The 25,636-nt window shown below is 70.9% G+C and carries 32 protein-coding genes; 19 read left to right on the top strand and 13 right to left on the bottom strand.

The features are described from left to right. Nucleotides 1–234: 234 nt before the first annotated feature. The 5 genes from ACZ6S0_RS01040 to ACZ6S0_RS01060 all read left to right on the top strand — a co-directional run bounded on the left by ACZ6S0_RS01040 (nucleotide 235) and on the right by ACZ6S0_RS01060 (nucleotide 2,769). Nucleotides 235–552 (top strand): RNA-binding protein, encoded by a 318-nt coding sequence (locus tag ACZ6S0_RS01040; RefSeq protein WP_465912552.1) that lies wholly within the window; start codon nucleotides 235–237, stop codon nucleotides 550–552. Between the two features lie 19 nt (nucleotides 553–571). Continuing rightward, nucleotides 572–1,036, top strand: a complete 465-nt coding sequence (locus ACZ6S0_RS01045) for a DUF6879 family protein (RefSeq protein ID WP_465913362.1) — start codon at nucleotides 572–574, stop codon at nucleotides 1,034–1,036. Between the two features lie 46 nt (nucleotides 1,037–1,082). After that, nucleotides 1,083–1,949: a helix-turn-helix domain-containing protein gene (locus tag ACZ6S0_RS01050; RefSeq protein ID WP_465912553.1), complete on the top strand. Its 867-nt coding sequence runs from the start codon at nucleotides 1,083–1,085 to the stop codon at nucleotides 1,947–1,949. 62 nt (nucleotides 1,950–2,011) lie between these two features. Then, a complete protein-coding gene (locus ACZ6S0_RS01055) occupies nucleotides 2,012–2,473 on the top strand; it encodes a hypothetical protein (RefSeq protein WP_465912554.1) in 462 nt (153 codons plus the stop codon). Next, nucleotides 2,473–2,769, top strand: a complete 297-nt coding sequence (locus ACZ6S0_RS01060) for a hypothetical protein (protein ID WP_465912555.1) — start codon at nucleotides 2,473–2,475, stop codon at nucleotides 2,767–2,769. The genes ACZ6S0_RS01055 and ACZ6S0_RS01060 overlap by 1 nt, the downstream gene beginning before the upstream one ends. A gap of 540 nt (nucleotides 2,770–3,309) precedes the next feature. Here ACZ6S0_RS01060 and ACZ6S0_RS01065 read toward each other — a convergent pair. After that, on the bottom strand, nucleotides 3,310–4,116 hold the full coding sequence (locus ACZ6S0_RS01065; protein ID WP_465912556.1) for an alpha/beta fold hydrolase: 807 nt from the start codon (nucleotides 4,114–4,116) through the stop codon (nucleotides 3,310–3,312). 231 nt (nucleotides 4,117–4,347) lie between these two features. Between ACZ6S0_RS01065 and ACZ6S0_RS01070 the strand changes: the two genes are divergently transcribed. The 8 genes from ACZ6S0_RS01070 (at nucleotide 4,348) to ACZ6S0_RS01105 (ending at nucleotide 11,395) form a co-directional block, all read left to right on the top strand. Next, nucleotides 4,348–4,644: a VOC family protein gene (locus tag ACZ6S0_RS01070; RefSeq protein WP_465912557.1), complete on the top strand. Its 297-nt coding sequence runs from the start codon at nucleotides 4,348–4,350 to the stop codon at nucleotides 4,642–4,644. Between the two features lie 260 nt (nucleotides 4,645–4,904). Next, nucleotides 4,905–5,552: a DUF2975 domain-containing protein gene (locus ACZ6S0_RS01075; RefSeq protein WP_465912558.1), complete on the top strand. Its 648-nt coding sequence runs from the start codon at nucleotides 4,905–4,907 to the stop codon at nucleotides 5,550–5,552. Then, nucleotides 5,553–5,807 (top strand): helix-turn-helix domain-containing protein, encoded by a 255-nt coding sequence (locus ACZ6S0_RS01080; RefSeq protein WP_465912559.1) that lies wholly within the window; start codon nucleotides 5,553–5,555, stop codon nucleotides 5,805–5,807. A gap of 221 nt (nucleotides 5,808–6,028) precedes the next feature. Then, nucleotides 6,029–7,207 (top strand): glycosyltransferase family 4 protein, encoded by a 1,179-nt coding sequence (locus ACZ6S0_RS01085; RefSeq protein WP_465912560.1) that lies wholly within the window; start codon nucleotides 6,029–6,031, stop codon nucleotides 7,205–7,207. A gap of 204 nt (nucleotides 7,208–7,411) precedes the next feature. Further along, entirely contained in the window at nucleotides 7,412–8,182 is a 771-nt protein-coding gene (locus tag ACZ6S0_RS01090) for an SAM-dependent methyltransferase (protein ID WP_465912561.1), read from the top strand. A 158-nt stretch (nucleotides 8,183–8,340) separates the two neighbouring features. Further along, complete coding sequence (locus tag ACZ6S0_RS01095) at nucleotides 8,341–9,249, top strand: D-alanyl-D-alanine carboxypeptidase family protein (RefSeq protein WP_465912562.1); 909 nt, start codon at nucleotides 8,341–8,343, stop codon at nucleotides 9,247–9,249. Between the two features lie 117 nt (nucleotides 9,250–9,366). Next, entirely contained in the window at nucleotides 9,367–10,263 is an 897-nt protein-coding gene (locus tag ACZ6S0_RS01100) for an alpha/beta fold hydrolase (protein ID WP_465912563.1), read from the top strand. Between the two features lie 10 nt (nucleotides 10,264–10,273). Continuing rightward, entirely contained in the window at nucleotides 10,274–11,395 is a 1,122-nt protein-coding gene (locus ACZ6S0_RS01105; RefSeq protein ID WP_465912564.1) for a WD40/YVTN/BNR-like repeat-containing protein, read from the top strand. A gap of 40 nt (nucleotides 11,396–11,435) precedes the next feature. Here ACZ6S0_RS01105 and ACZ6S0_RS01110 read toward each other — a convergent pair whose 3' ends face one another. Then, nucleotides 11,436–12,065 (bottom strand): alpha-ketoglutarate-dependent dioxygenase AlkB, encoded by a 630-nt coding sequence (locus tag ACZ6S0_RS01110; protein ID WP_465912565.1) that lies wholly within the window; start codon nucleotides 12,063–12,065, stop codon nucleotides 11,436–11,438. Nucleotides 12,066–12,253: 188 nt separating this feature from the next. On the opposite strand from ACZ6S0_RS01110, the gene ACZ6S0_RS01115 reads away from it, so the two are divergent. Beyond that, complete coding sequence (locus ACZ6S0_RS01115) at nucleotides 12,254–13,018, top strand: VOC family protein (protein WP_465912566.1); 765 nt, start codon at nucleotides 12,254–12,256, stop codon at nucleotides 13,016–13,018. A 22-nt stretch (nucleotides 13,019–13,040) separates the two neighbouring features. Here ACZ6S0_RS01115 and ACZ6S0_RS01120 read toward each other — a convergent pair whose 3' ends face one another. The 5 genes from ACZ6S0_RS01120 to ACZ6S0_RS01140 form a co-directional block, all read right to left on the bottom strand. Beyond that, nucleotides 13,041–13,514 carry an SRPBCC family protein gene (locus ACZ6S0_RS01120; protein ID WP_465912567.1) on the bottom strand — a complete coding sequence of 158 codons (474 nt, stop codon included), beginning with the start codon at nucleotides 13,512–13,514 and terminating at the stop codon, nucleotides 13,041–13,043. After that, nucleotides 13,507–13,854, bottom strand: a complete 348-nt coding sequence (locus ACZ6S0_RS01125) for an ArsR/SmtB family transcription factor (protein ID WP_465912568.1) — start codon at nucleotides 13,852–13,854, stop codon at nucleotides 13,507–13,509. Before ACZ6S0_RS01125 ends, ACZ6S0_RS01120 begins: the two co-directional genes overlap by 8 nt. A gap of 38 nt (nucleotides 13,855–13,892) precedes the next feature. Further along, on the bottom strand, nucleotides 13,893–14,645 hold the full coding sequence (locus ACZ6S0_RS01130) for an SDR family NAD(P)-dependent oxidoreductase (protein ID WP_465913363.1): 753 nt from the start codon (nucleotides 14,643–14,645) through the stop codon (nucleotides 13,893–13,895). 90 nt (nucleotides 14,646–14,735) lie between these two features. Continuing rightward, the gene (locus tag ACZ6S0_RS01135; RefSeq protein WP_465912569.1) at nucleotides 14,736–15,095 is read right to left on the bottom strand and encodes a DUF2203 family protein; all 360 of its coding nucleotides are present in this window, start codon (nucleotides 15,093–15,095) and stop codon (nucleotides 14,736–14,738) included. A 10-nt stretch (nucleotides 15,096–15,105) separates the two neighbouring features. Further along, on the bottom strand, nucleotides 15,106–15,777 hold the full coding sequence (locus ACZ6S0_RS01140) for a GntR family transcriptional regulator (RefSeq protein ID WP_465912570.1): 672 nt from the start codon (nucleotides 15,775–15,777) through the stop codon (nucleotides 15,106–15,108). Between the two features lie 102 nt (nucleotides 15,778–15,879). Here ACZ6S0_RS01140 and ACZ6S0_RS01145 point away from each other — a divergent pair, with 102 nt between their 5' ends. Both ACZ6S0_RS01145 and ACZ6S0_RS01150 read left to right on the top strand, forming a co-directional pair. Continuing rightward, nucleotides 15,880–17,250, top strand: coding sequence for an MFS transporter (locus ACZ6S0_RS01145; RefSeq protein ID WP_465912571.1), 1,371 nt, complete (start codon nucleotides 15,880–15,882; stop codon nucleotides 17,248–17,250). 115 nt (nucleotides 17,251–17,365) lie between these two features. Continuing rightward, nucleotides 17,366–18,298, top strand: coding sequence for an SPFH domain-containing protein (locus ACZ6S0_RS01150; RefSeq protein ID WP_465912572.1), 933 nt, complete (start codon nucleotides 17,366–17,368; stop codon nucleotides 18,296–18,298). Here the strand turns inward: ACZ6S0_RS01150 and ACZ6S0_RS01155 are convergent. From ACZ6S0_RS01155 to ACZ6S0_RS01180, 6 genes are all read right to left on the bottom strand, one after another. Then, nucleotides 18,295–18,627 (bottom strand): hypothetical protein, encoded by a 333-nt coding sequence (locus ACZ6S0_RS01155; protein WP_465912573.1) that lies wholly within the window; start codon nucleotides 18,625–18,627, stop codon nucleotides 18,295–18,297. The two genes, ACZ6S0_RS01150 and ACZ6S0_RS01155, sit on opposite strands and share 4 nt — an antisense overlap. A gap of 130 nt (nucleotides 18,628–18,757) precedes the next feature. Then, the gene (locus ACZ6S0_RS01160; protein ID WP_465912574.1) at nucleotides 18,758–19,927 is read right to left on the bottom strand and encodes an MFS transporter; all 1,170 of its coding nucleotides are present in this window, start codon (nucleotides 19,925–19,927) and stop codon (nucleotides 18,758–18,760) included. Nucleotides 19,928–20,074: 147 nt separating this feature from the next. Further along, complete coding sequence (locus ACZ6S0_RS01165) at nucleotides 20,075–20,668, bottom strand: response regulator (protein ID WP_465912575.1); 594 nt, start codon at nucleotides 20,666–20,668, stop codon at nucleotides 20,075–20,077. Continuing rightward, on the bottom strand, nucleotides 20,665–21,804 hold the full coding sequence (locus ACZ6S0_RS01170) for a sensor histidine kinase (protein ID WP_465912576.1): 1,140 nt from the start codon (nucleotides 21,802–21,804) through the stop codon (nucleotides 20,665–20,667). Before ACZ6S0_RS01170 ends, ACZ6S0_RS01165 begins: the two co-directional genes overlap by 4 nt. Beyond that, on the bottom strand, nucleotides 21,801–22,523 hold the full coding sequence (locus ACZ6S0_RS01175; protein WP_465912577.1) for an ABC transporter permease: 723 nt from the start codon (nucleotides 22,521–22,523) through the stop codon (nucleotides 21,801–21,803). The genes ACZ6S0_RS01170 and ACZ6S0_RS01175 overlap by 4 nt, the downstream gene beginning before the upstream one ends. Beyond that, nucleotides 22,520–23,410: an ABC transporter ATP-binding protein gene (locus ACZ6S0_RS01180; RefSeq protein ID WP_465912578.1), complete on the bottom strand. Its 891-nt coding sequence runs from the start codon at nucleotides 23,408–23,410 to the stop codon at nucleotides 22,520–22,522. The genes ACZ6S0_RS01175 and ACZ6S0_RS01180 overlap by 4 nt, the downstream gene beginning before the upstream one ends. Nucleotides 23,411–23,635: 225 nt before the next feature. Between ACZ6S0_RS01180 and ACZ6S0_RS01185 the strand changes: the two genes are divergently transcribed. The 3 genes from ACZ6S0_RS01185 (at nucleotide 23,636) to ACZ6S0_RS01195 (ending at nucleotide 25,573) form a co-directional block, all read left to right on the top strand. After that, the gene (locus tag ACZ6S0_RS01185; protein WP_465912579.1) at nucleotides 23,636–24,343 is read left to right on the top strand and encodes a sirohydrochlorin chelatase; all 708 of its coding nucleotides are present in this window, start codon (nucleotides 23,636–23,638) and stop codon (nucleotides 24,341–24,343) included. Between the two features lie 43 nt (nucleotides 24,344–24,386). Continuing rightward, nucleotides 24,387–24,935 (top strand): GNAT family N-acetyltransferase, encoded by a 549-nt coding sequence (locus ACZ6S0_RS01190; protein ID WP_465912580.1) that lies wholly within the window; start codon nucleotides 24,387–24,389, stop codon nucleotides 24,933–24,935. Between the two features lie 185 nt (nucleotides 24,936–25,120). Continuing rightward, complete coding sequence (locus ACZ6S0_RS01195) at nucleotides 25,121–25,573, top strand: hypothetical protein (protein ID WP_465912581.1); 453 nt, start codon at nucleotides 25,121–25,123, stop codon at nucleotides 25,571–25,573. The last annotated feature ends 63 nt before the right edge of the window (nucleotides 25,574–25,636 follow it).

Consider the following 25,636-nt stretch of genomic DNA (forward strand, 5'->3'; position numbering starts at 1 on the left):
AGAGCCTGGGGCTTCTTGTTGTTCCGGGTTGATCACGGCCGTTGTCAGCACCGGTGCTGACATTGTGCTGACCCTCGAAGGATGCATCCGCTCCGATCGCCTAGTTGGGCGACGACCGCATCTAGACCGCCTTTCAGGCGATACCCAACTCTTCCCTTGACGCTCCAATCCCACAGGGCGCAGGCTCAACGTGACAGGGCAACATTGGGCAACTCCACCAGAAGGGAGAGGCACATGCGGCTAGAGTTCGTGGGCGTAGACCCGGACAACGCCACCGACGACTGTCCGGCAGTGTTCGTAGATCCGGAGACGGGCAACTTTTATTTCCAGGGCGATCTGGTGACGGACCCTGACATCCTCGCGTGGATCAACTCCGACAGCAGGATCAAGGACACCGAGGCGGTTGTGATGCTTCCGGCCGCCATGGCGGAAATCCTCATGGAGGCGGTCAGTGGGAGCTACGAACGCGGAAAGCGCCGGCTCGCCGAAGGGCAGCACCCCCGGCCCGATGAAGATACTCGGACCCAGCGCGAAAAAGCCGACGTTCGCTGAGCTGCTCGCAGGCTGCACCATGTCGGCCGTACACCTGGAGATCCACGACGCTCACATGACGTCAGATCCAGGGTTCATCGCGTTCAGGGACGGGCGAGACTTCATCAACCACGACCAAGCCCGTGCATGGGTCGATGTCGTAGCGCCCGTTGTCGCGCGAGGCGTGGCCGTCCGGCGGGCTCGCATTGTCTCGGAGCCCGTGAGCGACTACACCAGGTACATGCACGCCGTCGCGCCCGCGTTTCAACTGGCAGACGGAGAACAACCGCGCTGGCTGCCCCGGCATCTCTCGTCAGCGCTGGCCCTGCCAGGCAACCCCTTCTGGGTGTTCGACAACCGCCTGGTCAGGTTCTCGGTGTTCGACGGTGCCGGGGAAGTCGTGGGGCATCAGTTCAGCGACGATCCCAGCGTGGTCGAGCTGTGTGCGACAGCGTTCGAGGCGGTATGGGATCTCGCCATCCCGCACGACAAGTACCGGCTATGAGCTGCCCCGCGTCGAGTAACCGCGCCGACTCTGCGCACTGGTAGCCGTGCCCTCGTCGTCCTCTTCCAGCGCCCAGCAGGCCAGACAGGCGCTTGCCGGTCAGCTCCGCGAGATCCGCGAGGATGCGGGGCTGACCGGTGACGAGCTGGCCAAGGCTGCCGGATGGCACGGGCGATCCAAGGTATCCAAGATCGAGAGTGGGGCACGCCCGATCTCGGCTGAAGATCTGCGGGATTGGTGCCGTGCCTGCGGGATGTCGCCAGAGCGCACGAACGAACTGCTCGCCGCGCGCCGCGAAGCAGCCGGGATGTGGACCGACTCCCGCCGGATCAACCGCGCCGGGTTGCGCGCCGCCCAGAAGGGCGTGCGCCCGATCTTCGATCGAGCTACATCCGTACGCACGTATCAGCCGAGAATGATCCCCGGGTTACTCCAGACAGCGGACTATGCGACGGCAGTTCTCACCGCAGTGCAGCAGCGTCACCACGTCCAGGCCGACGACGTGGCGGCAGCCGTCCAAGAGCGCCTAGCGAGGCAAGCGATTCTCCGGCAGCCGGGACGCACCTTCGCGTTCCTGCTTGAGGAGGCAGCTCTCCGGTATCAGTTGTATGGCCGGGAAATTCTCCAGGCGCAGCTAGCCCATCTTGAAGACGTCACACGCCTGCCGTCCGTATCGCTCGGGATCGTCCCCTTGGGTGCGTCAAGAGCCCATTCGCCACATGCTGCACCCGTTGAGGGGTTCACCATGTTCGACGATGAGATGGTCAGCGTTGAACTGGTGTCCGGCCATCTTCAGCTAACACAAAAGTGGGAGATCGCCCTCTATGCGGAACGCTTCGCGGCCATGGCGAACATCGCAGTCTACGGTGCCCAGGCACGGCGACTGATCGCCGTAGCCAAGGGGGCTGACTGATTTGGGGCAACAAGGGGCAACATCATTGCCCCTGGAAAACGCCCACTTCTACCGTCGAGGGTATGGCGGGCACACACACAACAGGATCGGACGGCGGCCTTCTCTGTCAGCCGATCACCGAGGAAGAGGCCACAGGGCAGACCGCTGCCCTTAACCGCGTCATCACGCATCTGACGGCACGCGGTATCCACGGGCAACTGATCAGGCGTCGTGCCGACCGATGCGATATCCAGCTCTACGGCAGCGCCGAAACGCTGTGGCATCCGCCGGAACTCGTCATCTTCACCGACGCCGGTTGGAAGGTGGCGACGGTGTCCATCGGGGAACGTTCCGGTAGCTACATGGTCGAACTGCCGAGCGTCGGGGCAGACAACGAGCCGCAGCCCACCAGGGTGGAAGTCGTCCCAGCAGCCCAGCCACAACGCGTGGGCCTGCTGGTCGCGCAGAACGCGGGGGTGAACAGCATGGCCGCCGGAAACCTCGACGAACTGGCCGAAAGGCTCTCCAAGCAACGGAGGGCGTAGTGGGCACCGCCAAGACGGCCCGCCGCGCAGCCGTCCACCTCCCAGAACTCGTCTGGGTCGTCCGTGACAAGCGGACCCAGTACGGCATGCTCGGGTGCATCAAGGCGTTCTCCATCCACGACCAGGGCGGTCGTTGGCGTCTCGATCCCCGGCTGCCCGCCCGCGATGGCGTGGCCTACCCGTCCCGGGAGTTCAGGGAGACGGAAGACGCGAAGGCGTTAGCAGAGATCATCCGCGCCGAGTGGTTGAAGGACGTGCAAACGCCCTACGAAGGTCAATTTAGCTGCGCTCCCTAAACCCTCCCGGCCAAGTACGTTGTGCCGCTCTCAGCCGGGGTGCAGTACCCCCAGCGATCTTCCCCGCTGGGGCGGGAGCCCTGGTCGCCTGGCTCACATCACGTCCGATCCCGGCCAGGGCTCCCGGTACACAGACGCGCGACTGGCGGCTGCGAACCCCGTCACCAGCCGTGACACCACCTCGGGCCGCCCGGCCCGGGTGAAGGAGGGCAGGCAGATGGATCTGTACGCGAAGGATCTCGGAGCCCTGGAGTTCCGCCGCCTGTGCGGCGGCAACCAGCAGGAGGAGGAGATGGACACCTGCGTGGAGCGGCGCAGGCCGGTCCTCGCGTACGTCACCGAATCTGTGCTGACTTCATTCAGACACCAGAACCGCAAAGAGGCCCTCTGCCAGGAAATTTTTCCCTCAACTGGTTCAATCCCGGTATCGTCCACCAGGCTCCACGACCCCTCCGGGTCGGCCCAACGGCCCCGGACTCGCGGCAACCGCCTGGAGTCTGGGGCTTCTCGGTGTTCCGGGGGCTTCACGGTCCGGACGGTTCACATCGAGACGAGTCCGGACAGGAAGCGGTCGATGGCGCTGGACACTTCTCTGGGGTGGGTGACGCAACTGGCGTGCGGGGCGCCGTCGATCACCACGAGTTGCCGCACGTTCGGCAGTGCCGACGACCATTGGCGCACCTCGGCCACGCTGATGCCCGGGTCCGCGTTCCCGTGCACCACCAGGGCCGGGGCCGCGATCTCGGGCAGGCGGGGGGTGAGGTCGTCCCGTCCGGCCACCGCGTGGAACGGGTGCGCGAACTCCACGGGAGGCCGCTTCATCCATTTCTCGATCCACAGTTCGAGGTGGTCGTCCGTCAGCATCCCCTGGCCGAACATCCCCTGGCCGAACCGCCGGCAGAGTTCGCGGGTCGGACCGGTCTTCTGCCAGGCGTCGGCCAAGTCCTCGAGTTCTTCGGCATTGCTCTGCGCCTGGCCGTACGGCGTGGTGTTGACGAGGACCAGCCCGGCAATCCGCTGGGGCGCCAGCAGGGCCGCCGAGAGCGCGACGAAACCACCCATGCTGTGGCCACCGATGACGGCCCGGTCGATGTCGAGCGCGTCGAGGAGCGCGATGAGGTCCCTCGCGTCGTCCCACAACGTGAACGGGCGACCGTCGTACTCGGTCGCCCCATGGCCGCGCGCGTGCCAGGTGATCACGCGGTAGCGGTCGGACAGTGCGGCCACCTGCCGGGAGAAGGTCGCCGAATCGAGCATGAAGCCGTGTCCGAGCACCAGGGCGAGGCCCTGCCCGGCTTCGCTGTAGGCGATTTTCGGCCCCGTGGAAAGCGTCGCGAACCGCGTCATCCCTGTCCTCCAGCCAGATCAATGCCGACAATCAATGCCCTGAAAGGTAAGAAGGACCGGTAAAGATGGTCAAATGCCCCGCACGATATCCCTCACCGCGTCCTCCTCGCCTGCCTCCGCAGGACGCGCGTCGGCGGCCTCGACTCGGGGCCCCTCGGGAACGGCCGCCACGACCCGTCGGGCGGCCCGGCGTGATGTGCCGGTCGGGTGGGAGCGGTTAGCCTGGCGGGCGTGGTGGCGAGGGCGAGTCTTGTGGTGATCTACACCGGGCGGCTGGAGGAGTGCCGGGAGTTCTACGCCTCCCTCGGCCTGGAGTTCGAGGCCGAGCAGCATGGCGACGGGCCGCCCCACTACGCCGCCGTGCTGCACGACGGCCTGGTCATCGAGCTCTACCCGGGCGGGCCCGAGCGCAGGACGGGGGCCCTGCGGCTGGCGTTCGAGGTCGACGGCCTGCCCGGTGGCGCCCCGGGGCGGCAGGTGCTCAGAGACCCGGACGGCCGGCCCGTCGAGGTCCTCGTCCACGAATAGGGCCGTACTCTCCGGCTGGCATCCACCGCCGTTCGCCCGCCCCTTGAGCCGTGACGACGCGCCCCCGCGTCGGCGCCGCCGACGGGCGCCGGGCTCGATCGGCAGGTGCTGGGCTCGATGCGCGGCAGCCGGAGCGAGGGCGTCCGGCCTTCTGCGGCTTGCGCGGCAGGCCGCAGGCGTCCAAGACTCTGCTTGTTTTATCGTTTTTCGATGCTATCGTGGGCCGGGCATTCATCGACAAACGATAAAGGAGGCGGCTGATGCCCAGCAGTCCGACAACCACCGCGCCCCCGGCAGCCGGCGTCTGGACCCGGCGGCTGCACGCGCTCCTGATCACCGCTCTCGTCCTCAGCCTGCTGGCATTCCTCACGCGGTTGATCGCCGACGTCATGTCCGCCCTGCCGATGGCCAAGGCCGACTACGGCTTCACCGGGCTCTGGCCGTCACGCGCCGACGTGTCCCTTGACGAAGCCCTGGCCCCGGGCGTACGCGCACTGCACGTCACGGTCGAGGCGACTCTCCATGACCCGGCGCGCGCGCCGATGCTGGCCGCCCTCCATCTGTTCACGTGGCTGCCCGGCGCGCTGGTGCTGGTCTTCTCCCTGTTCTCGCTCGTCCGCATCACCAGCCGGGGGGTGGCCGGCGACCGCGCCCTGTTCTCCACCGGCACGGTGCGCGACCTGCGCAGGATCGGTACGATCCTCACGCTTGGCTCACTGGCGGCCTGCGCTCTCGACTTCGCGGCCAAGACCGTGGCGGCCAGGATGATGACCGTCGACGCGTACGCGGTGCCCGGCGACGTCGACTGGCCGTTCGTCTCCGTGCTGACAGGGGTGGGAGTGTTCGTGGTGGCTGAAGTGATCGGGCGCGGCCTGGCCATGCTCGACGAGATCGAAGGCACGATCTGAGTGCCACCAGGCGAGCTCAACGGGCGCATCGAGGTCCGGCTCGACGAGCTGCTCGCCCGGCGTGGCATGACGTTGACCGAGCTGTCCTGTCGGGTGGAGGTGACGATCGCCAACCTGTCCATCCTCAAGACCGGTAAGGGCAGGGCCATCAGGTTCTCCACCCTGGCCCGGCTGTGCGAGGTGCTCGAATGCCAGCCGGGAGAGCTGCTGCGCTACACGGCGGATCCCGCCGGCTCCGCCTTCGACGACCTCTGAGGGCCCGCCCCGGCGGCCCGCCGGGGCGCCTTCGCGCTGATGGGGCCGCTCATGCCCGCTCGGTCGTTGCCAGGGAACTACCAGGAACGAAAGGTAGTCTCCCTCGGCATGAGCTGGCCGCGGAAGTCGTTCAACGCGCTGGTCAGGTCCGCCGGGAGCGCCGTGCCGCGCTGGGTCCCGGACGCGCACAGCCCCACCCGACGGACCTGGGAGCCCTCCAAGTGAAGATCCGCTATCTCATGCTGGACGCCTACGGCATGGGCGGCACCATCCGCACGGTGGTCAACCAGGCCAACGCGATGACCGCCGCCGGTCACGACGTCGAGCTGGTCAGCCTGGTACGGCGACGCGACACCCCCCAGTTCACGCTCGACCCCCGGATCACCGTCACCACACTGGTGGACCAGCGCGCCGGACGGCAGCCCGACTCCGTGGCGCGCAAGGCGTGGCGCCGCGTACGCGGGAAGATCGTGCCGCGCGGCGAGTTCGCGGCCGACTACTTCACCGAGCGCGTCGAGTGGGCGGCCATGGAGTACGTCTCCAGCCTGCGCGACGGCGTACTGGTGACCACCCGGCCGGCGCTCAACCTGATCTCCGCCCGGCGTACCCCCAAGTCGGTCATCCGGATCGCCCAGGAGCACATGAACCTGTCGGCCTACCCTGACGTCATCCGCAGGGAGATCGCCCGCCACTACGACCGCTTCGACGCGATCACCGTGCTGACGCGCACCAACCGGCTGGAGTACCGGCGCCTGCTGCCCTCCACCCCGACCGTGCAGATCCCGAACGCGGTCCACAGGGTCGACCAGGAGCCCTCCCTCCAGGTCAACCCCGTGGTGGTCGCGGCCGGGCGGCTCGTGCCGCAGAAGGGGTTCGACCTGCTGGTCAAGGCGTTCGCCCAGGTGGTGCCCGAGCATCCCGAGTGGCGGCTGCGCATCTTCGGCACCGGGGCGCGCGGGCGGCAGCTCGCCGGGCTCGTCGACCAGTACGGGCTGGGCGAGCACGTGTCGATGCCCGGCCGTGCCGATCGGCTGGATCGGGAGCTGACCAACGCATCGGTGTACGCGCTCAGCTCCCGCTTCGAGGGGCTGCCCATGGTGATGATCGAGGCGATGACGCACGCGCTGCCGGTGGTCGCCTTCGACTGCCCGACCGGGCCCGGGGACGTGCTCACCGACGGCGTGGACGGCGTCCTGGTGCCGCCCAGGGACGTGGACGCGCTGGCCGCCGCGCTGAACCGGCTGATCACCGACCGGGAGCTGCGGTTGCGCATGGGGAAGGCGGCGGTGAGGACGTCGCGGGCGTACGGGCCTGAGCAGGTGATGCCGCTCTGGGAGGACCTGTTCGCGGAGCTGGCGGCGGGCGAGCGCGTCGTCGACAACTTCTGGAGCGCCCGCTGACCCGCGAATCGCCCCCATCTGCCCGCACCCGCTGACCTGCGATCGCCCGGAGACCTGGGCTGTGCCTTCGCCGAGCGGTGACCGGGCTCGCGGATCGTGGGGCGCCTGGTTATCCTCGGTTGCCGACAGGGACGCAGAGTCGCAGGGACCACACAGGGACGTCCCTGTCCCCCAACCTCACCCCACCCCCGCAACGGAGTCGCCGTGACGACCGAGTTCGACACCACCAAGCCCTCCCCCGCCCGCGTGCACGACTTCATCCTGGGCGGAAGGGACAACTTCGCCGCCGACCGCGCCCACGCCGACCGGGTGCTGCGGGCGTTCCCCGAGGGCGGTGAGCTGGCCTGGGCGAACCGGCGGTTCATGTGGCGGTCCGTACGCTACTGCGCCACCCACGTCGGCCAGATCGTGGACGTCGGCACGGGCATCCCCACCTCCCCCAACGTGGCCGAGGTCGCCACCAGGGCGAACCACGGCTCGGTCGTGGTGGGCGTCGACAGCGACCCCGTGGTGCTCTCGTACGGCCGGGCGCCGGGCGAGGGGGAGGGCGTGCACATCGTGCCCGGCGACGTACGCGAGCCCGAGCGCGTGATCGCCGCCCTCGAGGGGGTCGTGGACTGGTCGCGTCCGGTGGCCCTCGTGCTCATCGGGGTGCTGCACTTCGTCTCCGACGAGGACGACCCGCACCGCGTGGTGGCCGCCTTCAGGGAGCGGCTGGCCCCGGGAAGCCTGCTGGCGCTCTCGCACGCGACGTACGAGGGGGCGGGCGAGCAGACGCTGGAGCGGATCCGGAATGCGAACACGTACGCCCTCGCGCCATTGCGCCCGCGCGCGGCCGAGGAGATCAGGGCATTCTTCGACGGCACGGAACCGGTCGAGCCGGGGGTGGTCGACGTGCATTTGTGGCGTCCTGACGCGCTGTCCGGACAGCGGACCGACCTGCGGGTACTCGGCGGAGTGGGGCGAATCTCCTAGTTTTTGGCCTTTCTCAAAAAAATCTACCTAACGGTTCTTCCAGCTACTTCGGGGTTTCTGGAAGAGCCGTCATAGACTTTCACTTTTTTTGGCAAAAGCATGTCAAGCGGGGCGGCAGTCTGGGGCCCATGCGTAACGGGAAAGCTTATCTGACTGCCATGGCAGGCACCCTTGCCCTGGTCACGGGGCTGAGCATCACCGCGCATGCCGCCGCGACCGCCGCCCCCGCAGCCGCCGCCGTCGTCACCGGCGCGCCCTCCGTGCCCGCCCACCCCGCCCTCACCGGCCTCACCGACTTCGCCGCCGACACGCCCTCCGTGTACGGCCGCGCCGCCTACCTGCTGGACGCCTCCTCCGGCAAGGTGCTGTTGGACAAGGCTGGCACGGAACGAATGCCGATCGCCAGCCTGACCAAGACCATGACCGCGTACGTCGTGCTGAAGAGCGCCAAGCCCACGGACGTGGTGCGGATCAAGGCCGAGGACGTCGCGTACGCGGAGAACGGCGGCGGCACCACCGCCGACCTGAGCGCCGGCGACCGGATCACGGTCGGCGAACTGCTCTACGGCCTGATGCTGCCCTCCGGCGCCGACGCCGCCCACGCGCTGGCCCGCACGTACGGGCCCGGCGTCCAGGGCTTCGTGGCCAAGATGAACGCCACGGCCCGCGAGCTGGGCATGAACAACACCCACTACGTCAACGCCGACGGCCTGCCCACGCGCGCCGGCGACGGCTACTCCACCGCCAGGGACCAGGCCGTACTGGGGGCCCAGGCGCTGCGCGTCCCGCTGATCAAGGAGGTGGCCGGCACCCGCCGCCACGGCCTCGACGCCACCGAGGAGCACGGTTCGTACGTGTGGCGCAACACCAACCGGCTGCTCGGCACGCCCGGCGCGGTCGGACTCAAGACCGGCTTCACCCAGGCGGCGGGGTACTGCCTGGCGTTCGCCGGTGAGTCCGGCGGCCGGCTGCTGGTCGGGGTGATCCTCGACGAGTCGGCCTCCAGCCGCCGGTTCAGCACGGCCGAGTCGCTGCTCTCCTGGGGCTCCACCAAGCAGTCGGCATGAGCCCGGGGACGGCCTGCCCGATGACGGCCTGCCCGGAAGCGGCATGAGATCGGGGCCGGCAGCCGATACGGTCGTTCCGGAATGGACTGGAACGACCGTGATGCGAGGCGACGGACGATGACGGACGGTCCCCCTCCCCCGGAGGGACTGCGCAGTACGTACCTGGTCTGTCCGGAAGGGCGGCTGCACGTGCACAGCGCCGGGGACCGCGCGGCGCCGCCCGTGCTGCTCCTGAGCGGCGCCGGGGTCGACAACGCGCTGCTGAGCTGGCGCCACCTCATCCCCGTCCTGACCGACACGCACCACGTGCTCGCGCTCGACTGGCCGAAACAGGGCCGCAGCCGTCCCTGGCGCGGCAGGGCCGACCACGAGCGCATGCTGCGCTGCGTCGTCGACGTCCTCGACCACTTCGGGCTCAGGTCTGCCGCCCTGGTCGGCCTCTCCCAGGGCGGGGCCCTCGCCCTGGCCACCGCCATCCGGCACCCCGGACGGGTGGACCGGCTGGTGGCGCTGGCCCCGGCAGGCATCCTGTCGTTCCCGCCCGTCGTCCACCAGGCCCTGTGGCTCACCGCCAGGGTGCGACTGCTCAACCGGACGCTGCCGGGTGCGATGCTCCGCACCCGGCCGCGGGTGGCCGCGTTCACCAGGAAGGCGCTGTTCGCGGGACCCGTCCCGGATTTCGAGGACGTCGTGGACGAGATCCTCGAAGAGGTGCGGGAGGCGGGCGCGGGGTCGTCCGACTGGCAGAACGCCTCCATCGGGCCGCTGCGCATGCGCGTCGACCTCCGTCCGCGGCTGGGCGAGATCGACTGCCCGGCGCTGCTCATCCAGGGCGAGCGGGACGTGGGGGTGCCCGCCGCCAGGACGAGGGCCGCCGCCGCGCTCATCCCCGGCTGCCGCCTGGAACTGCTGGAGGGCGTCGGCCACTGGTCGAACCGCCAGTGCCCCGACCGCGTCAACACGCTGATCGCCGGCTTCCTGGACGGCATGGACGGTGATGATCCGTTGGGTTAGTTTGCCCGACATGAAGCTTCGAATCGCGTTAGGCGCGATGTCAGCCGCACTCATGCTCACCGTCGCCCCGCCCCCTACCCAGGCCGACCCGTCCCCGGTGCGGGCCGATCCGCCGCCCGCCCAGGCGGGTTCGCTCCGGCTCGGCTGGGAACTCGCCGGGACCGGCGTGAGCGCGCGCCTGCGCGGCCTGTCCCCCGTCAGCCGGAACGTGGTGTGGGCCTCCGGCTCCGAGGGCACCGTGCTGCGGACCGTGGACGGCGGGCGCACCTGGCGGAACGTCTCCCCGCCCGGCACGGCCGCGCTCCAGTTCCGCGACATCGAGGCGTTCGACGCCGACCGGGCCGTGGCACTGTCGATCGGCGCGGGCACGGACTCGCGCGTCTACCGTACGGAGGACGGCGGGCGCACCTGGACGGAGGCGTTCGTCAACGACGAGCCCCTGGCCTTCTACGACTGCCTGGCCTTCTTCGACCGGCGGCACGGGCTGGCGATGAGCGACCCGGTGGACGGCAGGTTCCGGATCCTCGCGACGGACGACAGCGGACGGACCTGGCGGGTGCTGCCCTCCGGCGGGATGCCGGAGGCGCTGCCGGGCGAGGCCGGGTTCGCGGCGAGCGGGCAGTGCCTGGTCACCGCGGGGCCGGCCGGGCAGGGCGGGCGGGACGTCTGGCTGGCCAGTGGCGGGGCCGAGCGGGCGCGCGTCTTCCACTCGGCGGACCGCGGACGCACATGGACGGTCGCCGACGCGCCGATCCCGGCGGGGGATCCGGCGCGCGGGGTCTTCGGCCTGGCCTTCCGCGACCGGCACCGGGGGATCGCGGTGGGCGGCGACTACCGTCCCGACCAGCCGTCGCCCGCGGCAGGCGCGGTCACCGGGGACGGCGGGGCCTCCTGGCGACCGTCCGCGGGGCCGCCTCCCGCGTACCGGTCGGGGGTCGCCTGGTTGCCGTGGCCGCCGTTCGCGGCGGTGGCGGTGGGGCCGTCGGGCAGCGATGTGACGTACACGGGCGGGCGGACGTGGGAGACGTTCGACGGGGGTTCGTTCGACACCGTGTCGTGCGCACGCGACGGCTCGTGCTGGGCGTCGGGAGAGCAGGGCCGCGTGGGCAGGCTGGTGCCGGTCAGAGGGTGACGGACGCGTCCGGATCTCGCTGAACGAGTGCGGGGCGGGGTCAGCGGACGCCGCGGGGGCGGAACTGGATGCTGATGCGGGGCCCCGCCGGGCGGGAGGTCTTCGGGATCGCGTGCTCCCAGGTGCGCTGGCAGCTCCCGCCCATCACGATGAGGTCGCCGTGGCCCAGGTCGTGGCGGATCGAGGGGCCGCCGCCCCGGGGGCGGAGCAGGAGCGGGCGGGGGCTGCCGACGGAGATGATCGCGACCATCGTGTCCTCCGTGCCGCCGCGCCCGATCGTGTCGCCGTGCCAGGCCACGCTGTCGCGGCCGTCGCGGTAGAAGCAGAGCCCCGCCGTACGGAACGGCTCGCCCAGCTCCCGCCCGTAGTGGGCGTCGAGCGCGCGCCTGGCGTCGTCGAGCACCGGGTCGGGCAGCGGCTCGTGCTCGTCGTAGAACTTCAGCAGGCGGGGCACGTCGACGACCCTGTCGTACATGTGCCGCCGCTCCGCCCGCCAGGGCACCCGCTCCGCCAGGCGTTCGAACAGGGTGTCGGCCCCGGTCAGCCAGCCCGGCCGCAGGTCGATCCAGGCGCCCCGGCCGAGGTCGGCCCTGCGGACGGCTCCGGCGAGCGGCCGCAGCCCGACCTCCTCGTCGAGGCCGAGCAAAGAGGCTTGGAACGCGGCTGTCATGGTGTCGAGTGTAGACGATGCTTCAAACAGGTGTTCGGCTCGGGTGATTCAGATGATTTGCGTCTAGTGCCGCACTCGCGCGACGCGCCGTGTCAGGCTGGGAGGCGCCGGACACGAGTGGCGTCGCCCCTCCGAGCGCACCAGAGGCGAGCGGCCACCCACCGCTTCGTCACGCGAAGGAGCAGGCCATGCTCACCACCGACTACCTCCCTGGCACCCCGTGCTGGCTCGACGTCAGCAGCCCCGACCTGGACGCCGCGACCGCCTTCTACACGGGCCTGTTCGGCTGGCGGTCCCTCTCGCTGGGGCCGGGGCACTTCGACTACCGCTTCTGCCAGGTCGACGGGAAGACCGTCGCCGGGATCAGCCGGGAGACACCGGCCCGGGGGACGCCCGCGTGGCTGACGTACTTCCAGGCGGCCGACGCGGGTGCCGCCGCCAAGACGGTCGAGCAGGCGGGCGGCACCGTCCTGGCCGCGCCGGTGGAGATCGAGGGGCAGGGCGGGATGGCGGTGTTCGCCGATCCGGCGGGGGCGGCGTTCGCCGTCTGGCAGCCGGGCGCCACCAAGGGGCTCGGGCTGGTCGCCGACGCGGGCTCGCTCGGCCGGGTCGAGCTGCGCTCCCCCGACCCCGACGGCATCCGGGCCTTCTACCAGGCGGTGTTCGACTGGCAGATCGAGGACCAGCCGATGGGCGGCCTCTCCTGTCCGGTGATCTCCCCCGCCGGGGGCGGCGGGTCGTCGGCCATGGCCGGCATCGCCCGGCTCCGGGAGGGCGATCGCGCGCACTGGCTGCCGTACTTCGAGGTGCCCGACTGCGACGCGGCGGCGGCTCAGGCGCGGCGGCTCGGCGGCACGGCACAGGCCCCGGCGGCGACGGAGGGCGTGGGGCGGACGGCCTTCCTCGCCGACCCGTTCGGGGCGCGGTTCGCGGTCATCACCAGCGCCGCCTGAGGCCGGCGGCCCCGGCCGTTGCTCACAGGTCGGCCAGGAGCGCGGCCAGCCGGTCCATCGACTCCCTGCCGCCCCTCGGCCCGCCGGCCCGGATGATCGCGTCACGCGCCTCGACCGACGGGTGCACGGAGTGGGCGACGTAGCGGGTGCCGCCGTCCGTCGCCGTCAGGGTGACCGTCTCCAGCGCCACGTCACCGGGCGTGCCCTCGAACTCCCACGTCCGCACGTACCGCTCCGGGGGGACGACCGCGTGGTAGACGCCGCTGAAGAAGAACTCCGTGCCCCGCTCGTCCACGTTCACGAAGCGCCATCGGCCGCCCACCTCTACCTCCATGCGGTCGACCCTGGTGGCGAGGGAGTGCGGCCCCCACCATCGGGGGATCAGCTCCGGGTCGGTGACCACGCGGAACACCAACTCGGGTGGCGCGTCGAAAGCCCGGATCATGACGATGTCCTGCCGCCCGGGTTCGACGACGAATTCGGTGATGTCAGCCATGCTCCTGCCCTTCCTGCCCGTGCCGGATCCGCTCGATCTCCCGCCCGAGGCGGTCGAACCGGTCGCTCCAGCGGTCACGGTAACGGTCGATCCACTGCGAGGCCGTCTCCAGCGGGGCCGCCTCGAGGCGGCACGGCCGCCACTGCGCGTCGCGTCCCCGGCTGATCAGCCCCGCCCGTTCCAGCACCTTGAGGTGCTTGGAGACCGCCTGGAGACTCATCTCGAACGGCTCGGCCAGTTCGTTGACCGTCGCCTCACCGTCGGCCAGTCGCGCGAGGATCGCCCGCCGCGTCGGGTCGGCCAGGGCGGCGAAGGTGAGGCTGAGCTGGTCGTCGGGCATCCGGAGTGATCTTCCTGTCGGGTACGCGCTCGCTCACCCTAGTGGTCGACGATGGCGCCGCAGGAGATGTTCACGGTCGCCGAGGTCATGGACCTGGCCAGGTCGGAGGCGGTGAACGCGGCCACGTCGCCCACGTCGGCCAGCGTCGCGGCGTGCCGGAGCAGGCCCGACCGGTCGAGTTCGGCGGTGATCTCGGCCTTGTGGGGCTCGCTGTCGGGGATGGCCTCCGGGATGCCGCCCGTCACCATGGTCACGACGCGCACGCCGTACGGACTGGCCTCGCACGCGAACTGCCGCCGCATGCCCTCCATCGCGTCCAGCGCCACTTTGAACCCGCCCAGTCCCGGCAGGGTCTGCGGGCCGCCGCCGCCGAACATGAGGATCACGCCGGACCCGCGCGGGATCATGTGCCTGATCGCAGCCCGGCCGGTCAGGAACTGCGTGCGCGTGGCCACCTCGACCGGCCGCAGGAACTCCGCCACGGAGAGCTGGTCGAGCGGCTTCTGCACGTCCTGGACACCGATGACGTTGAAGGAGACGTCGATGCCGCCCGCCCGCCCGGCCACGTCGGCGGTGAACGCGTCGACCTGGGCCTCGTCGAGCGCGTCGACCGTGGCGGTCTCGGCCTCGCCACCGGCGGCGCGGATGTCCGCGGCGACCTCGTCGAGCCGGCCCTTGGTACGACCGGCCAGGAAGACGCGGGCGCCCTCGCGGGCGAAGGCTCGGGAGACCGCGCCGCCGATCGCGCCACCGGCCCCGTAGACGACGGCGGTCTTGTCCTTGAGAAGCACTGTAATCAACCTCCTGGTTTATCAACCTATAGGTTGAATACAGGGCATGGCGTGGCCGCGTCAAGGGCGCACCCCGCGCCCGTCGTGCGATCAGAGCCGTCGGCGACCGGCGAACCCCAGCTCCGTACGGTGGTACCAGGCGAGTTCCGACTCCCCCTCGATCCAGCACAGCCGGACCGACACCCCGCCGAGCACCGCGGGGAAGTCGACGAGCACCGGCGCGATGCCCTTGACCTCGATGCCGCGGCCGCTCCACCCGCTCAGGACGTCCTCGATGCGGGCCTGCAGCCCCTTGATCTCGGGCAGGCCGCCCAGCTCCGACCAGCCGCCGGAGCGCCGCGCGAAATCGAGCTCGGCCAGGTCGGCGCGGGCGGCGATCACCAGCGCCGCCTCCTCGATGACGGAGGGCAGCAGCGCACGGGCCTCGTCCAGGGTGAAGGTCCGGTCCATGGCCGAAACGTTAGCGGTTGGGCTCGTAGGCGCGGATCAGCAACCGCTCCGCATGGTCGAGGTAGTCGTCGAGATAGGCGGCGGCCTCGCCGGCACGGCCCGACTCGATCAGGCCCAGCAGCCTGCGGTTGCGGTCGACGAACGGCTCGTGAAAGGCGCGCGGGTTCTCCATCACCTGGAAGACGAGGCGCAGTTCGGCGAAGAGCTGGCGCATGGCCTCGTCGATCCTGGGGCTCTCGTTGACCGACACCAGCGCCTGGTGGAAGCGGATGTTGGCGGTGCCGACGCCCTGCCAGTCGTCCTGCTCCGCGGCGCGCTCGGCGTCGCGCACCGCCTCCTTGATCAGCGTCAGCGCCCGCTCCGACGGCGCGCGCCGCACGGCCGCCCCTTCGAGCACGCGGCGTACGCGGTAGAGGTCGGACACGTCCTCCACGGACGGGAGCCGGACGAAGACCCCCCGGTTGAGCCTGTGGTCGAGCAGCCGCTCATGCCCGAGCAGCCGGAACGACTCGCGCAACGTGTTGCGCGACACGCCCAGCGCCTCGGAGATGGCCTCCTCCGACAACCGCTGGCCGGGCTGGAAGAAGCCCTCGCTGATGCGCTCGCGCAGAATGTCGGCCACCCGCTCCGCAGTGCTGCTGCGTCCCAGACGGGGGCGGTCCTGGGAGAGATCAGCAACCACGTCATCCACATTTAACAGGGAATCATGGAGCAAACCTCTTGTCGAATTGTTCAACGATCCTTACGTTGAATGAGTATCCCCCCTCAACTCAAGGAGCAAAGGATGGCAGGCTCCACGCAACAGACCCGGCGGGTGATCCTCGCCAGCCTGATCGGCACGTCGCTGGAGTGGTACGACTTCTTCCTCTACACGACCGCGGCGACCCTGGTCTTCCCGAAGTTGTTCTTCCCCTCCCTCGACCCGTTCACCGCGACCCTGGCCTCGCTGACCACCAACGCCGTGGCGTTCGTCGCCCGGCCGCTCGGCGGTGTCGTGTTCGGTCACTTCGGCGACCGGGTGGGCCGCAAGACCGTGCTGGTGGTCACGCTGCTGGTGATGGGCGTCTCGACGTTCCTCATCGGGTTGCTGCCCGGCTACGCGAGCGTGGGCGTGCTGGCCCCGCTGCTGCTGGCGGTGCTCAGGTTCGTCCAGGGACTGGGGCTCGGCGGCGAGTGGGGCGGCGCGGTGATCATGTCGCTGGAGCACGGGGACGGCCGCCGTCGCGGCTTCAACGCGAGCTGGCCGCAGGTCGGCGTGCCCGCGGGCTACGTACTGGCCACCGGGCTGCTGACCGTGATGTCCTTCGCCATGTCCGACGAGGCGTTCCTGTCGTGGGGCTGGCGGGTGCCCTTCCTGCTGTCGGGCGTGCTGGTGTTCGTTGGCCTGTGGGTCCGGGTGAAGATCACCGAGTCGCCGTTGTTCGCCGAGGTCCAGCAGCGCGGCGCCAAGGCCAGGATGCCGCTGGTCGAGGTGCTGCGTACGCACCCGCGGGCGCTGCTGTCGGCCTTCACCGCGCGGATCGGGGTGGACGTCGCGTTCTACACCTTCACCGCGTACATCATCGTCTACCTCACCGGGGTGCTGGAGCTGCCGCGTTCGTACGCGCTGAACGCGGTGCTCATCGGCTCGGCCCTGCAGCTCGCGCTCATCCCGGCCGCGGGCGCCCTGTCCGACCGGTACGGCCGCCGCCCGGTCTACCTCGCGGGCGTGGTGGCCGCGGCGGTGTGGGTGTTCGCGTTCTTCCCGCTGCTCGACACGAAGTCGTTCCCGCTCATCGCGCTGGCCGCCGTGGTGGCGCTGGTCACCCACGCCCTCATGTACGGCCCGCAGGCCGCGTTCATCGCCGAGTTGTTCAGCACGCGCCTGCGTTACAGCGGCGCGTCCATGGGCTACCAGGTCGCCGGAATCGTCGGCGGCGCGCTGGCCCCGATCATCGCGCTCCAGCTCTTCGAGAGCTACCGGACGACGGTCGCGGTCTCGATCTACGTCGTCGCCGCTCTGGCGATCACGGCCGTGGGCCTGGCCATCGCGCCGGAGACCCGCGACCTCGACCTCGACCTCGCCGAGGCAGCACCCGAGGCAGCACCCAAGCATGTGTCGGAAGCCGCGTCCGGGGGCTCCCCGAAGTCACCCCCGGTCGGCCCGTTCGCCTGACCACCTGCCCTTCGACCTGCTCGTCGCTCGTCTGTTCGTTCGTCCGACATCACAGGAATGCCGCGGAAGTCGCGGGCGGCGGTTGCCGACGCCGCCCGCGCGGAAAGGGGACCACATGCGAATCGCCCTGGCCGTCGTCGCCGCTCTCGTCGCGATCCCCCTGCTCATCGGGGGCCTGGGGGGCATGAAGAGCACCGGCGGTGGCGAGGTGGCCGTCGTACGCGACGGCGGACCGCTCGACGACAACCAGGTACGCCAGGTGATCGACCCCGGCTCCGGGCTCACCTGGACCGGGATGTGGTCGTCCGTCCACCCCTACCCGGCGCAGCAGCGCTTCTACACGATCACCGCCGACGCCAAGCGGGCCACCACCCTCGGCGTGGACGTGGTGACCGTGCCCAGCAGCGACGGGGTCAACCTCGGCATCGAGGGCACCCTCTACTTCACCCTCAACCTGGACCACGAGACGCTCAAGAAGTTCGACGACAAGTACGGCACCCGGACGTTCCGCGCGCAGGACGACCGCTCGCTCTACCCCTGGGACGGCGACGACGGCTGGAGCGCCTTCTTCGGCCAGGCCGTCCGGCCCGTGGTGGACAACGCGCTGCGCGGGCAGATCGGGGCCATGCGCTGCGCCGAGCTGGTGCCGTCCTGCTCGCTGCTGGAGAGCTCGGCGCTCAAGCCGCGGGACGGCAACGCCGGCATCGCCAAGGTGCAGAACGCGGTCAACGCCACGCTGGCCCGCGACCTGCCCGTCACGCTGGGCGGAGAGTTCCTCACCGGGCTGCGGTTCACGCTGGTGAAGGTGACGCTGCCCGGCGAGGTGCAGCAGGCCGTGGACCGTTCGCTGGCCGCCTCGGCCGCCGTATCGGAGGCCCAGGCGAAGGTGTCCCAGGCCAAGGCGGAGGCGGAGGCGAACCGGGCCCGTCAGGACGGCTACGACACGTGCCCGGCGTGCGCGGAGATCGAGAAGCTGAAGTCGCTGCCCCAGGGCATCACGGTGTACGCCCCCGGCAACCCGCAGTCGGTGGTCGTACCCGCACGTTAGCCGCGACCCCCACCCGCACGCCGACGGCCATAGTGCCCGTGATACCGCTGACGCGCACGCTCCAGATACGCGATCCCTGTCACGCTCGCCCCGGCGTAGACCGCCACCCCCAGGCAGAAGAGCAGGACGGACGGCGAGAAGGCATCCTCCCTCCCGGTCGCGGCGCCGATCAGCAGCAGGACCCCGAGGAAACCCCCGACACCGGCGGCGAAGATCAGCCCGAGGCGCATCGGGTGGGCCGCCGAGTATCGCCGGCCGGGATCCGGCGGGGCGGCGCCGCCCAAGCGGGCGTCCAGACGCCAGAACCGGTCCGCGAGTGCCTTCAGCACGGCAACCCCCTTCGCGCCTCCCACAGAGGGGCAGCCCGATCGTCTCCTTCATCGGCTGTCCCGGCAAGGGGGAGGCGGCGGGTCCTTGATGAGGGCCCGGCGTGGCTGCTCACCACGGCCGGCCCCGATCTCAGTCGTCGTGGGCGATGAGCATGAGCTGCCGCCACAGCAGCACGACGAACACCGCGGAGCCGGCGAAGGCGAACCAGAACGGCGCCGCGACCCCGAACCGGGAGGCAAGCACGCCGCCGATCAACGAGCCGACGACCAGACCGGCGTAGACGCAGATGGTGTTGACGCTGCCCACCCGGCCCTGGAGTTCGCGCGGGACCGCGCGCTGGCGGACGGTGACCGAGGTCGTGCCCCAGATGAACGCGTGCGCGCCGAAGACCAGGAAGATGCCCCCCGCGACCCACGGCGAATGGGTGAGTGCCAGGCCCAGGTGGGTGAGCGTTTCGATGATGAGCCCGATCCGCATCAGGGCCCCGAGGCTCACTCTGCGGGTGATGGCCCCGTACAGGCCGGTGCCGACCAAGCCGCCGATGCCGCCGATGGTGGTCATCAGGCCGAAGCCGATGGCGCCGAGGCCGAGTTGCTCCTGGGTGTAGAGGACGAGGACCGACCAGGCCGCGCCGAACGTGAAGTTGAAGATCAGGATGGTGAGCGCCAGCGTGCGGACCGCCGCGTGCCGGATCGTCCAGGTGAGCCCGGCGACGAGTTCTCGTACGGTGTTGGGCCTGGGATCGTCGGCCTGCCGGCCGTGCGGAGGCAGCGTGATCCGGGAGACCAGGACGATCCCCGCCGCCACCAGGAGCAGTTGTCCCGCGAACGGCCAGCTCAGGCCCAGGCCGAACAGTGCCGCGCCGAGCGGCGGCCCGGCGAGCTGGTTGAGCGTGATGAAACCCGTGCCCAGGCGGGCGTTGGCGACGACGAGATCGTCCTTGCCGACCATCATGGGCGTCAGCGTGGCCGTGGCGTTGTCGGCGAACACCTCGGCGACGGACCGGAGCGTGAGCGCCACCAGCGCCAGCGCGACGGTCACGGTGCCGGTCGCCATGAGCGCGACGAGCGCCGCCAGCACCAGGGCCCGCAGCGCGTTCGCGACGAGCACGATCCTGCGCCGGTCGTACCGGTCCGAGAGCACGCCCGCGTACAGGCTGAACACCAGCGGCGGGGCCCAGCTCACCAGGGCCGACAGCGAGATCATCAGCGGGTCGCGGGTCAAGGTCGCGACCAGCAGCGGGCCCGCGGCGGCCGCGATCCCGTCACCGAGATTCGTCAGCCAGCTCGAGGCCAGCAACCACCGGAATCCTGTCCCCAGCCGGGCAGGCAGAACTCGCTCCACCACTGCGATCACGAGTGCAGAACAATACGTTTTGAGTGGACCTACGGCAACGCGTTTTCCGGCCAGGCCGTGGGCGGGTTCGCTCCTGGCGGGCTCGGCTGGTCAGAGCCAGCCGCGGGACTCGGCCACGCGAGCGGCCTCGACCCGGTTGCGGGCTCCCGTCTTGCCGATGGCGGAGGACAGGTAGTTGCGGACGGTGCCCTCCGTGAGGAACAGCCTGCGGGCGATGTCCGCCACGGTGCTGCCGTCGGCGGCCACGCGCAGCACCTCGGCCTCCCGCTGGGTGAGCGGGCTGGGGCCCATGGTCAGGGCGCTCACCGCCAGCCTCGGGTCGATCACCCGCTCGCCGGTCATGACCCGCCGTACGGCGGCCGTCAGCTCGGTGACCGGGGCGTCCTTCACCACGAAACCCGCCACCCCGGCGTTCAGCGCCCTGCTGAGATAGCCGGGCCGGCCGAACGTGGTCACGATGATCACCCGGTGGCCGCGGAGTCGTTCGGCGACCTCCAGACCCGACAGTCCGGGCATCTCGATGTCGAGCAGCACCACGTCGGGGTCGTGCTCCGCCACCGCGGACTCGACCAGGTCTCCGCGCCCGACCTCGGCCACCACCTCGATGCCGTCCTCCAGGGCGAGGAGCGCCGCCAGGCCGCCCCTGACCAGGTCCTGGTCGTCGGCGATCAGCACGCGGATCACGACGCCTCCACCGGCACGCACACGCACAGCCGGTATCCCCCGCCGGGCGACGGGCCCGCCTCCAGCCGTCCGCCGGCCTCCGCGACCCGCTCGGCCAGCCCGGTGAGCCCGTGCCCCGTCCGCGTCGCGCCGGGCCCTTCGCCCGTCGGCGTACCGTTGTCGCGGACCTCCAGGCCCGCGGCCGAGTCGTCGATGCTCAGGACGATCCAGCAGTGCCTGGCCCGGCTGTGGCGCAGCACGTTGGTCACCGCCTCCCGTACGGCCCAGGCGAGCAGGATCTCGGCGGAGGCGGGAACGGGCCCCTCGGCGGGTGAGACGTCCAGCTCGATCCCGGCGGCCCGCAGGCCGCGGGCGGCCTTGTCCAGCTCCTCCGACAAGGCGGGGGCGCGGTAGCCGGTGACCGCGTGGCGCACCTCGTCGAGGGCCTGGCGGGCGGCGTGTTCCACGTCGGTCATCTCCCGGGCGGCGCGGTCCGGGTCGGTACGGGCCAGCCGCGCCGCGAGCTGGCTCCTGATGGTGATCGACGTGAGCGTGTGGCCGAGAATGTCATGCAGGTCCCGGGCGAAGCGCAGCCGTTCGTTCTCGACGGCCATCTGCGCGACCTCGGCGCGGGCCGCCTCCAGCCGCGTCACCAGCACCCCCATCTGTTTCAGGCTCTGCGCCACCACCGCCTGCACCGCGATGACGAGCGGCACCCACCAGATCCCGGCGAACGACGCCCCCAGGGCCCACAGGACGACCACCTCCACGACCGCCGTCACCACCACCGCCGCGACGAACCCGGCCGGCCGCAACGAGGCCCCGAGGGCGGAGACGACCAGCACGAAGCAGACGTACGCCCACGGCCGCCCCAGGACGGGGAACAGGGCCAGGGTCGCGCCGAGCAACCCGGCCAGGGCCCACGGCCGCGGGCTGCCTCCCCGGCCGCTGAACAGCCGCCAGGTGATCATCAACCAGCAGACCGCCAGCAGCGCCACGCCCCCGAGCGCCCACGCCACTCTCGCGAGCCCCGGGTCCGCGGTGAGCAGCGACCACAGCGGCCAGCACAGGAGCAGCAGCCACGCGGCGGACCCCGCCCGGGCCCTGGCGCGGGCCCGGCCGTGATCCAGCGCCGCCGGCGCCGTCCTCACCGTCACAAAGCCCGACGGTAACGCCACGCGCCCAGCGCGGCGAACAGCAGGGTCCAGGCCGCCAGCACGCCCACCCCGGCGCCGGTCGGCCACTGCCCGTCCAGCGCCCGCCAGCCGAGCGATCCGGCCTGGTAGGCGGGACTGTACTCCGCCAGCGCGCGCATCCCCTCGGGCATCGCCCGCACCGGCAGCCAGAGGCCGCCCAGGACGGACAGCCCGAAGAAGACGCCCATCATGGCCAGGTTCGCCGCCTGCCCGCGCAGCGTGTAGCCGAACGCGATGCCCAGCGCGGCGAAGGGCACGACGCCCAGCCAGATCAGCACCACCAGCGCCGGCCACGTCCACAGCGGCAGGCGTACCCCGCCCAGCGCCGCGCCGGCGGCCAGCACGACGAGGATGCTCGGCAGCACTCCCGTCATCCCGCTGACCAGCTTGGCCACCACGTAGCCGTGCGGCGGCAGCGGCGTCACCGCGAGCTGCCGCGACCAGCCCTTGCTCCGCTCCAGCGCGATGGCGCCCCCGATGAACAACGCGCCCCCCATCGCGCCGTACGTGGCCATGGAGACCATGGAGTAGGCGGCGAAGTCGCCGCGCTGTCCCTGCGGCACCACGTTGAGCACCTTGGTCCACAGCAGGTAGAGCGCCAGCGGGAAGCCGGTCAGCAGGATCAGCCCGGCCGGGTTGCGGAAGGCGCGCCGCAGTTCGAGCCCCAGGTACGACCTCATCGTCCCGCTCCTCCCGCCAGGCTCACGACGGCGCTCTCCAGGTCGGTGCTCACGGTGTGCACGTCCCTGACGTCGTCGAACGCCGCGAACAGGGCACGAAGGGTGGCGTCGGAGTCACCCGTGCGCAGCGCGACGGCCCGCCCCTCGATCCGCACCTGGCGCACGCCCGGCAGTGCCTCGAATCCGCTCGCGTCCGCGCCCTCGAAGACGAAACGCACCTCCGTGCCGCCGACCAGGGATTTGATGGTGTTCACCGGCCCGTTGGCGATGATCTTCCCACCGGCGAGCAGGACGACCCGGTCCGCGTAGTCGTCGGCCTCGGCCAGGTAGTGGGTGGCGAAGATCACCGTGCTGCCCCGGGCCGTGCGGGCGCGTACCTCATGCCACAGGGCGCGGCGGCTCTCGACGTCCAACCCCACGGTGGGCTCGTCGAGCACCAGCAGCTTCGGGTCGCCGGCCAGCGCCAGGGCGAACCGTACGCGCTGCCGCTGGCCGCCGGACAACCGGCCGACCCGGCGGGTGGCGAGTTCTTCCACCCCCGCGGCCCGCATCGCCGCCTCGACGGGGAGCGGCCGCGGGTACATCCCCGCGACCGCCGCGACCAGTTCCGCCACCCGCGCGTCCTCCAGCAGCCCGGAGTCCTGCAGGAGCACGCCCACCCCGCCGGCGTGCAGCGCCTCCACGGGCGTGCGGCCGAAGACCCTGACCGTTCCAGAACCGGGGGCGAGGAGCCCGAGGGCGATCGACAACAACGTGGTCTTGCCTGCCCCGTTCGGCCCCAGAACGGCGACGGTCTCCCCTTGCCCGATGTCCAGATCGACGGCGTCGAGCGCGACGGTGCCGCCGTACCGTTTGCTCACGTCCTTGAGTTCCACTGCTGTCCGCATGGCCACCACCCTGACCGACGACCGGGAACCGGCTGAAGTGCCGTAGGTCAGCGCGGACGACATGACACATGTCAGCCCGGCGCGAGGTGGTTCTGTTGGCGTTGTGATGCAATCGCCATCGATTCCCGGAACAAGCGTCCCAGAATCGGCATAAACTGCGCGCCTGTGAGCCTGCCTGTACGAGAACGTTCCCCAAGGCCGGGCGGCGGTCGGCACCGTCGGCCCGTGCCCACGTCCTTGCCGCCCGACGCCCCTGCGCTCGTGCTCGCCACCCCCGGCGACACCGCCGGCGTGGCCGAGGAGATCGCGGCCGTCGTACGCGTCGACAACCCGCAGATCGAGGTGCGCCTGACGAGCGTGAGCGACCTGGCAGACTCCCTGCCCTCCGGCCGGGACGCCATCGTCGTTCCGCTGCTCACCTGGGACGATCCCGTCGTCCTCGCGGAGATCGGCAAGGCCGTCGCCGCCGCGGGCTCCGGGGCCGTCGTGACCGACGCGCTCGGGCCCCACCCGCTGCTGGCCGAGGCCCTGCACATCCGGCTGGCCGAGCGCGGGCTGGCCAGGGCCGACCGCGTCCGCCTGCTGAACGTCTCCAGCCCCGTCGACGCCGTCATCCTCGCCACCGTGGGCGGCGACCGCGCGGTGCACGGGGTGCAGGCCACCGCCGTGCTCCTGGCCTCCCGGCTCACGCTGCCGGTCGTGTCCGCGTCGCTGGACAGCGAGCCCGGCGTCACCGTCGCCGCCCAGCGCCTGCGCGCCGCCGGGGCCGAACGGCTGGCCGTCGCGCCCTGCCTGATCGGCCACGAGGCGCCGTCCGGCATCGTCCAGCAGGCCGCCGCGGCGATCGACGCCGGCCACGCGGAACCCCTCGGCTCGCACAGCGCCGTCGCCGAACTTGTCGCGCGAGCTTACGGGAGTCAACTCGCCACTTGACAAGGGCTTGTAAAGATCACGGGACTCGCGTTACCTTCTCCGCATGCGCCGCGTGGTCTGCAAGGGTGAGCGACTCGGCCTCCGTGATGTCACGGAGGCCGACGTCGACGCGCTGCACACCATCTACGGCAGTCCCGTCGCCACCCAGCACGCGCCGTTCGCGCCGCGTGACCGTCACGAGGTGACCGAACTGGTCGACGCGGCCGTGTCCGCCGCCGCGGCCGAACCGCGCCTGCTCTACGTGCTGGCCGTGATCGACGCAGAACGTCCCGACGTCATCGGCGTGGCCCGCCTGCGGATCGAGGCCGACCTGCCGCACAGCGGGGAGATCGGGTTCGGGCTGCGTCCCGACCAGTGGGGGCGCGGCATCGGCACCGATCTCGTCCGGCTGCTGTTGTCGTTCGGCTTCAAGCAGCTCGGGCTGCACCGCATCTGGGGCGCCCGCTCGCCCGCCAACCTGCCCGCCCAGCTCGCGATGCTGACGGCGGGCATGGTCGAGGAGGGACGCATCCGCCACCACCTGCACACGCCGCAGGGGTGGCGCGACTCGATCGTGCACTCGGCCGTCGAGGACGAATGGACGCAACGCTGACCTTTCCCTCCTGCGTCCGGGCCCGTCGAGGCCCGAGCGCTCGATGACCCATTCCCTGCCTTTCCTGCGGCCTTCCCACCGGGATTCCGGCCTCCGGCGCGCGGCAAAGGCGGGGCCGGAGTGGCGGGCGCGGAGATTGTCGGTGCGGCATCCTACGATGAGGCACCTCACGGAGGGATAGTGACATGCTCGACTCGCTGATCGTGCCTTTGTTCGTCACCACGGACCTGCCGCCTGAGGCGGAGCTGGCCGAGTTCGGCGAGTTGCTCGCCGAGACGACGCGTGTGCTGGGCGACGACGACGGCTACGCGGCGTTCCTGGCGGGCAAGGTGTTCTGGCTCGACCGTCCCGTGCTGCCCGAGCAGCATCCGGCGGCCGAGGGTGAGCTGCGCTTCGCCGGGATGCTCGGCTATCTGGCCGCCTCCGGGGCCGAGCACACCTCGCGTGAGGTGGTCGGCGACGTCCGCCGGGCGATCGGTGCGGCCGTCAACGGGCGTTACGGCGACGTGGGCGTGTCCCCGGCCGTGTTCGCGATCCGCGACCAGGACGTACGCGAGCGCACCCCCGAGACCGCCCTCTACATCGACACCCGTGACGCCGCGGCCGAGCTGGTGAGCGCGACCAGGTCCTACCTCTGAGCCCCGCCCAGCCGCCCCTTCAAGGGCACTCCCGCTTTGTTGTGGTTATGCCGCCACTGGGCC

This window comes from Nonomuraea sp. NPDC051298 (assembly GCF_055586305.1).

Excerpts from the sequence above, each read along its gene's own strand:
- ACZ6S0_RS01040 (WP_465912552.1), top strand. The coding sequence starts at position 235 with ATGCGGCTAGAGTTCGTGGGCGTAGACCCGGACAACGCCACCGACGAC.
- ACZ6S0_RS01045 (WP_465913362.1), top strand. The coding sequence starts at position 572 with ATGTCGGCCGTACACCTGGAGATCCACGACGCTCACATGACGTCAGAT.
- ACZ6S0_RS01055 (WP_465912554.1), top strand. The coding sequence starts at position 2,012 with ATGGCGGGCACACACACAACAGGATCGGACGGCGGCCTTCTCTGTCAG.
- ACZ6S0_RS01065 (WP_465912556.1), bottom strand. The coding sequence starts at position 4,116 with ATGACGCGGTTCGCGACGCTTTCCACGGGGCCGAAAATCGCCTACAGC.
- ACZ6S0_RS01075 (WP_465912558.1), top strand. The coding sequence starts at position 4,905 with ATGCCCAGCAGTCCGACAACCACCGCGCCCCCGGCAGCCGGCGTCTGG.
- ACZ6S0_RS01095 (WP_465912562.1), top strand. The coding sequence starts at position 8,341 with ATGGCAGGCACCCTTGCCCTGGTCACGGGGCTGAGCATCACCGCGCAT.
- ACZ6S0_RS01100 (WP_465912563.1), top strand. The coding sequence starts at position 9,367 with ATGACGGACGGTCCCCCTCCCCCGGAGGGACTGCGCAGTACGTACCTG.
- ACZ6S0_RS01105 (WP_465912564.1), top strand. The coding sequence starts at position 10,274 with ATGAAGCTTCGAATCGCGTTAGGCGCGATGTCAGCCGCACTCATGCTC.
- ACZ6S0_RS01110 (WP_465912565.1), bottom strand. The coding sequence starts at position 12,065 with ATGACAGCCGCGTTCCAAGCCTCTTTGCTCGGCCTCGACGAGGAGGTC.
- ACZ6S0_RS01115 (WP_465912566.1), top strand. The coding sequence starts at position 12,254 with ATGCTCACCACCGACTACCTCCCTGGCACCCCGTGCTGGCTCGACGTC.
- ACZ6S0_RS01120 (WP_465912567.1), bottom strand. The coding sequence starts at position 13,514 with ATGGCTGACATCACCGAATTCGTCGTCGAACCCGGGCGGCAGGACATC.
- ACZ6S0_RS01125 (WP_465912568.1), bottom strand. The coding sequence starts at position 13,854 with ATGCCCGACGACCAGCTCAGCCTCACCTTCGCCGCCCTGGCCGACCCG.
- ACZ6S0_RS01135 (WP_465912569.1), bottom strand. The coding sequence starts at position 15,095 with ATGGACCGGACCTTCACCCTGGACGAGGCCCGTGCGCTGCTGCCCTCC.
- ACZ6S0_RS01145 (WP_465912571.1), top strand. The coding sequence starts at position 15,880 with ATGGCAGGCTCCACGCAACAGACCCGGCGGGTGATCCTCGCCAGCCTG.
- ACZ6S0_RS01150 (WP_465912572.1), top strand. The coding sequence starts at position 17,366 with ATGCGAATCGCCCTGGCCGTCGTCGCCGCTCTCGTCGCGATCCCCCTG.
- ACZ6S0_RS01175 (WP_465912577.1), bottom strand. The coding sequence starts at position 22,523 with ATGAGGTCGTACCTGGGGCTCGAACTGCGGCGCGCCTTCCGCAACCCG.
- ACZ6S0_RS01180 (WP_465912578.1), bottom strand. The coding sequence starts at position 23,410 with ATGCGGACAGCAGTGGAACTCAAGGACGTGAGCAAACGGTACGGCGGC.
- ACZ6S0_RS01190 (WP_465912580.1), top strand. The coding sequence starts at position 24,387 with ATGCGCCGCGTGGTCTGCAAGGGTGAGCGACTCGGCCTCCGTGATGTC.
- ACZ6S0_RS01195 (WP_465912581.1), top strand. The coding sequence starts at position 25,121 with ATGCTCGACTCGCTGATCGTGCCTTTGTTCGTCACCACGGACCTGCCG.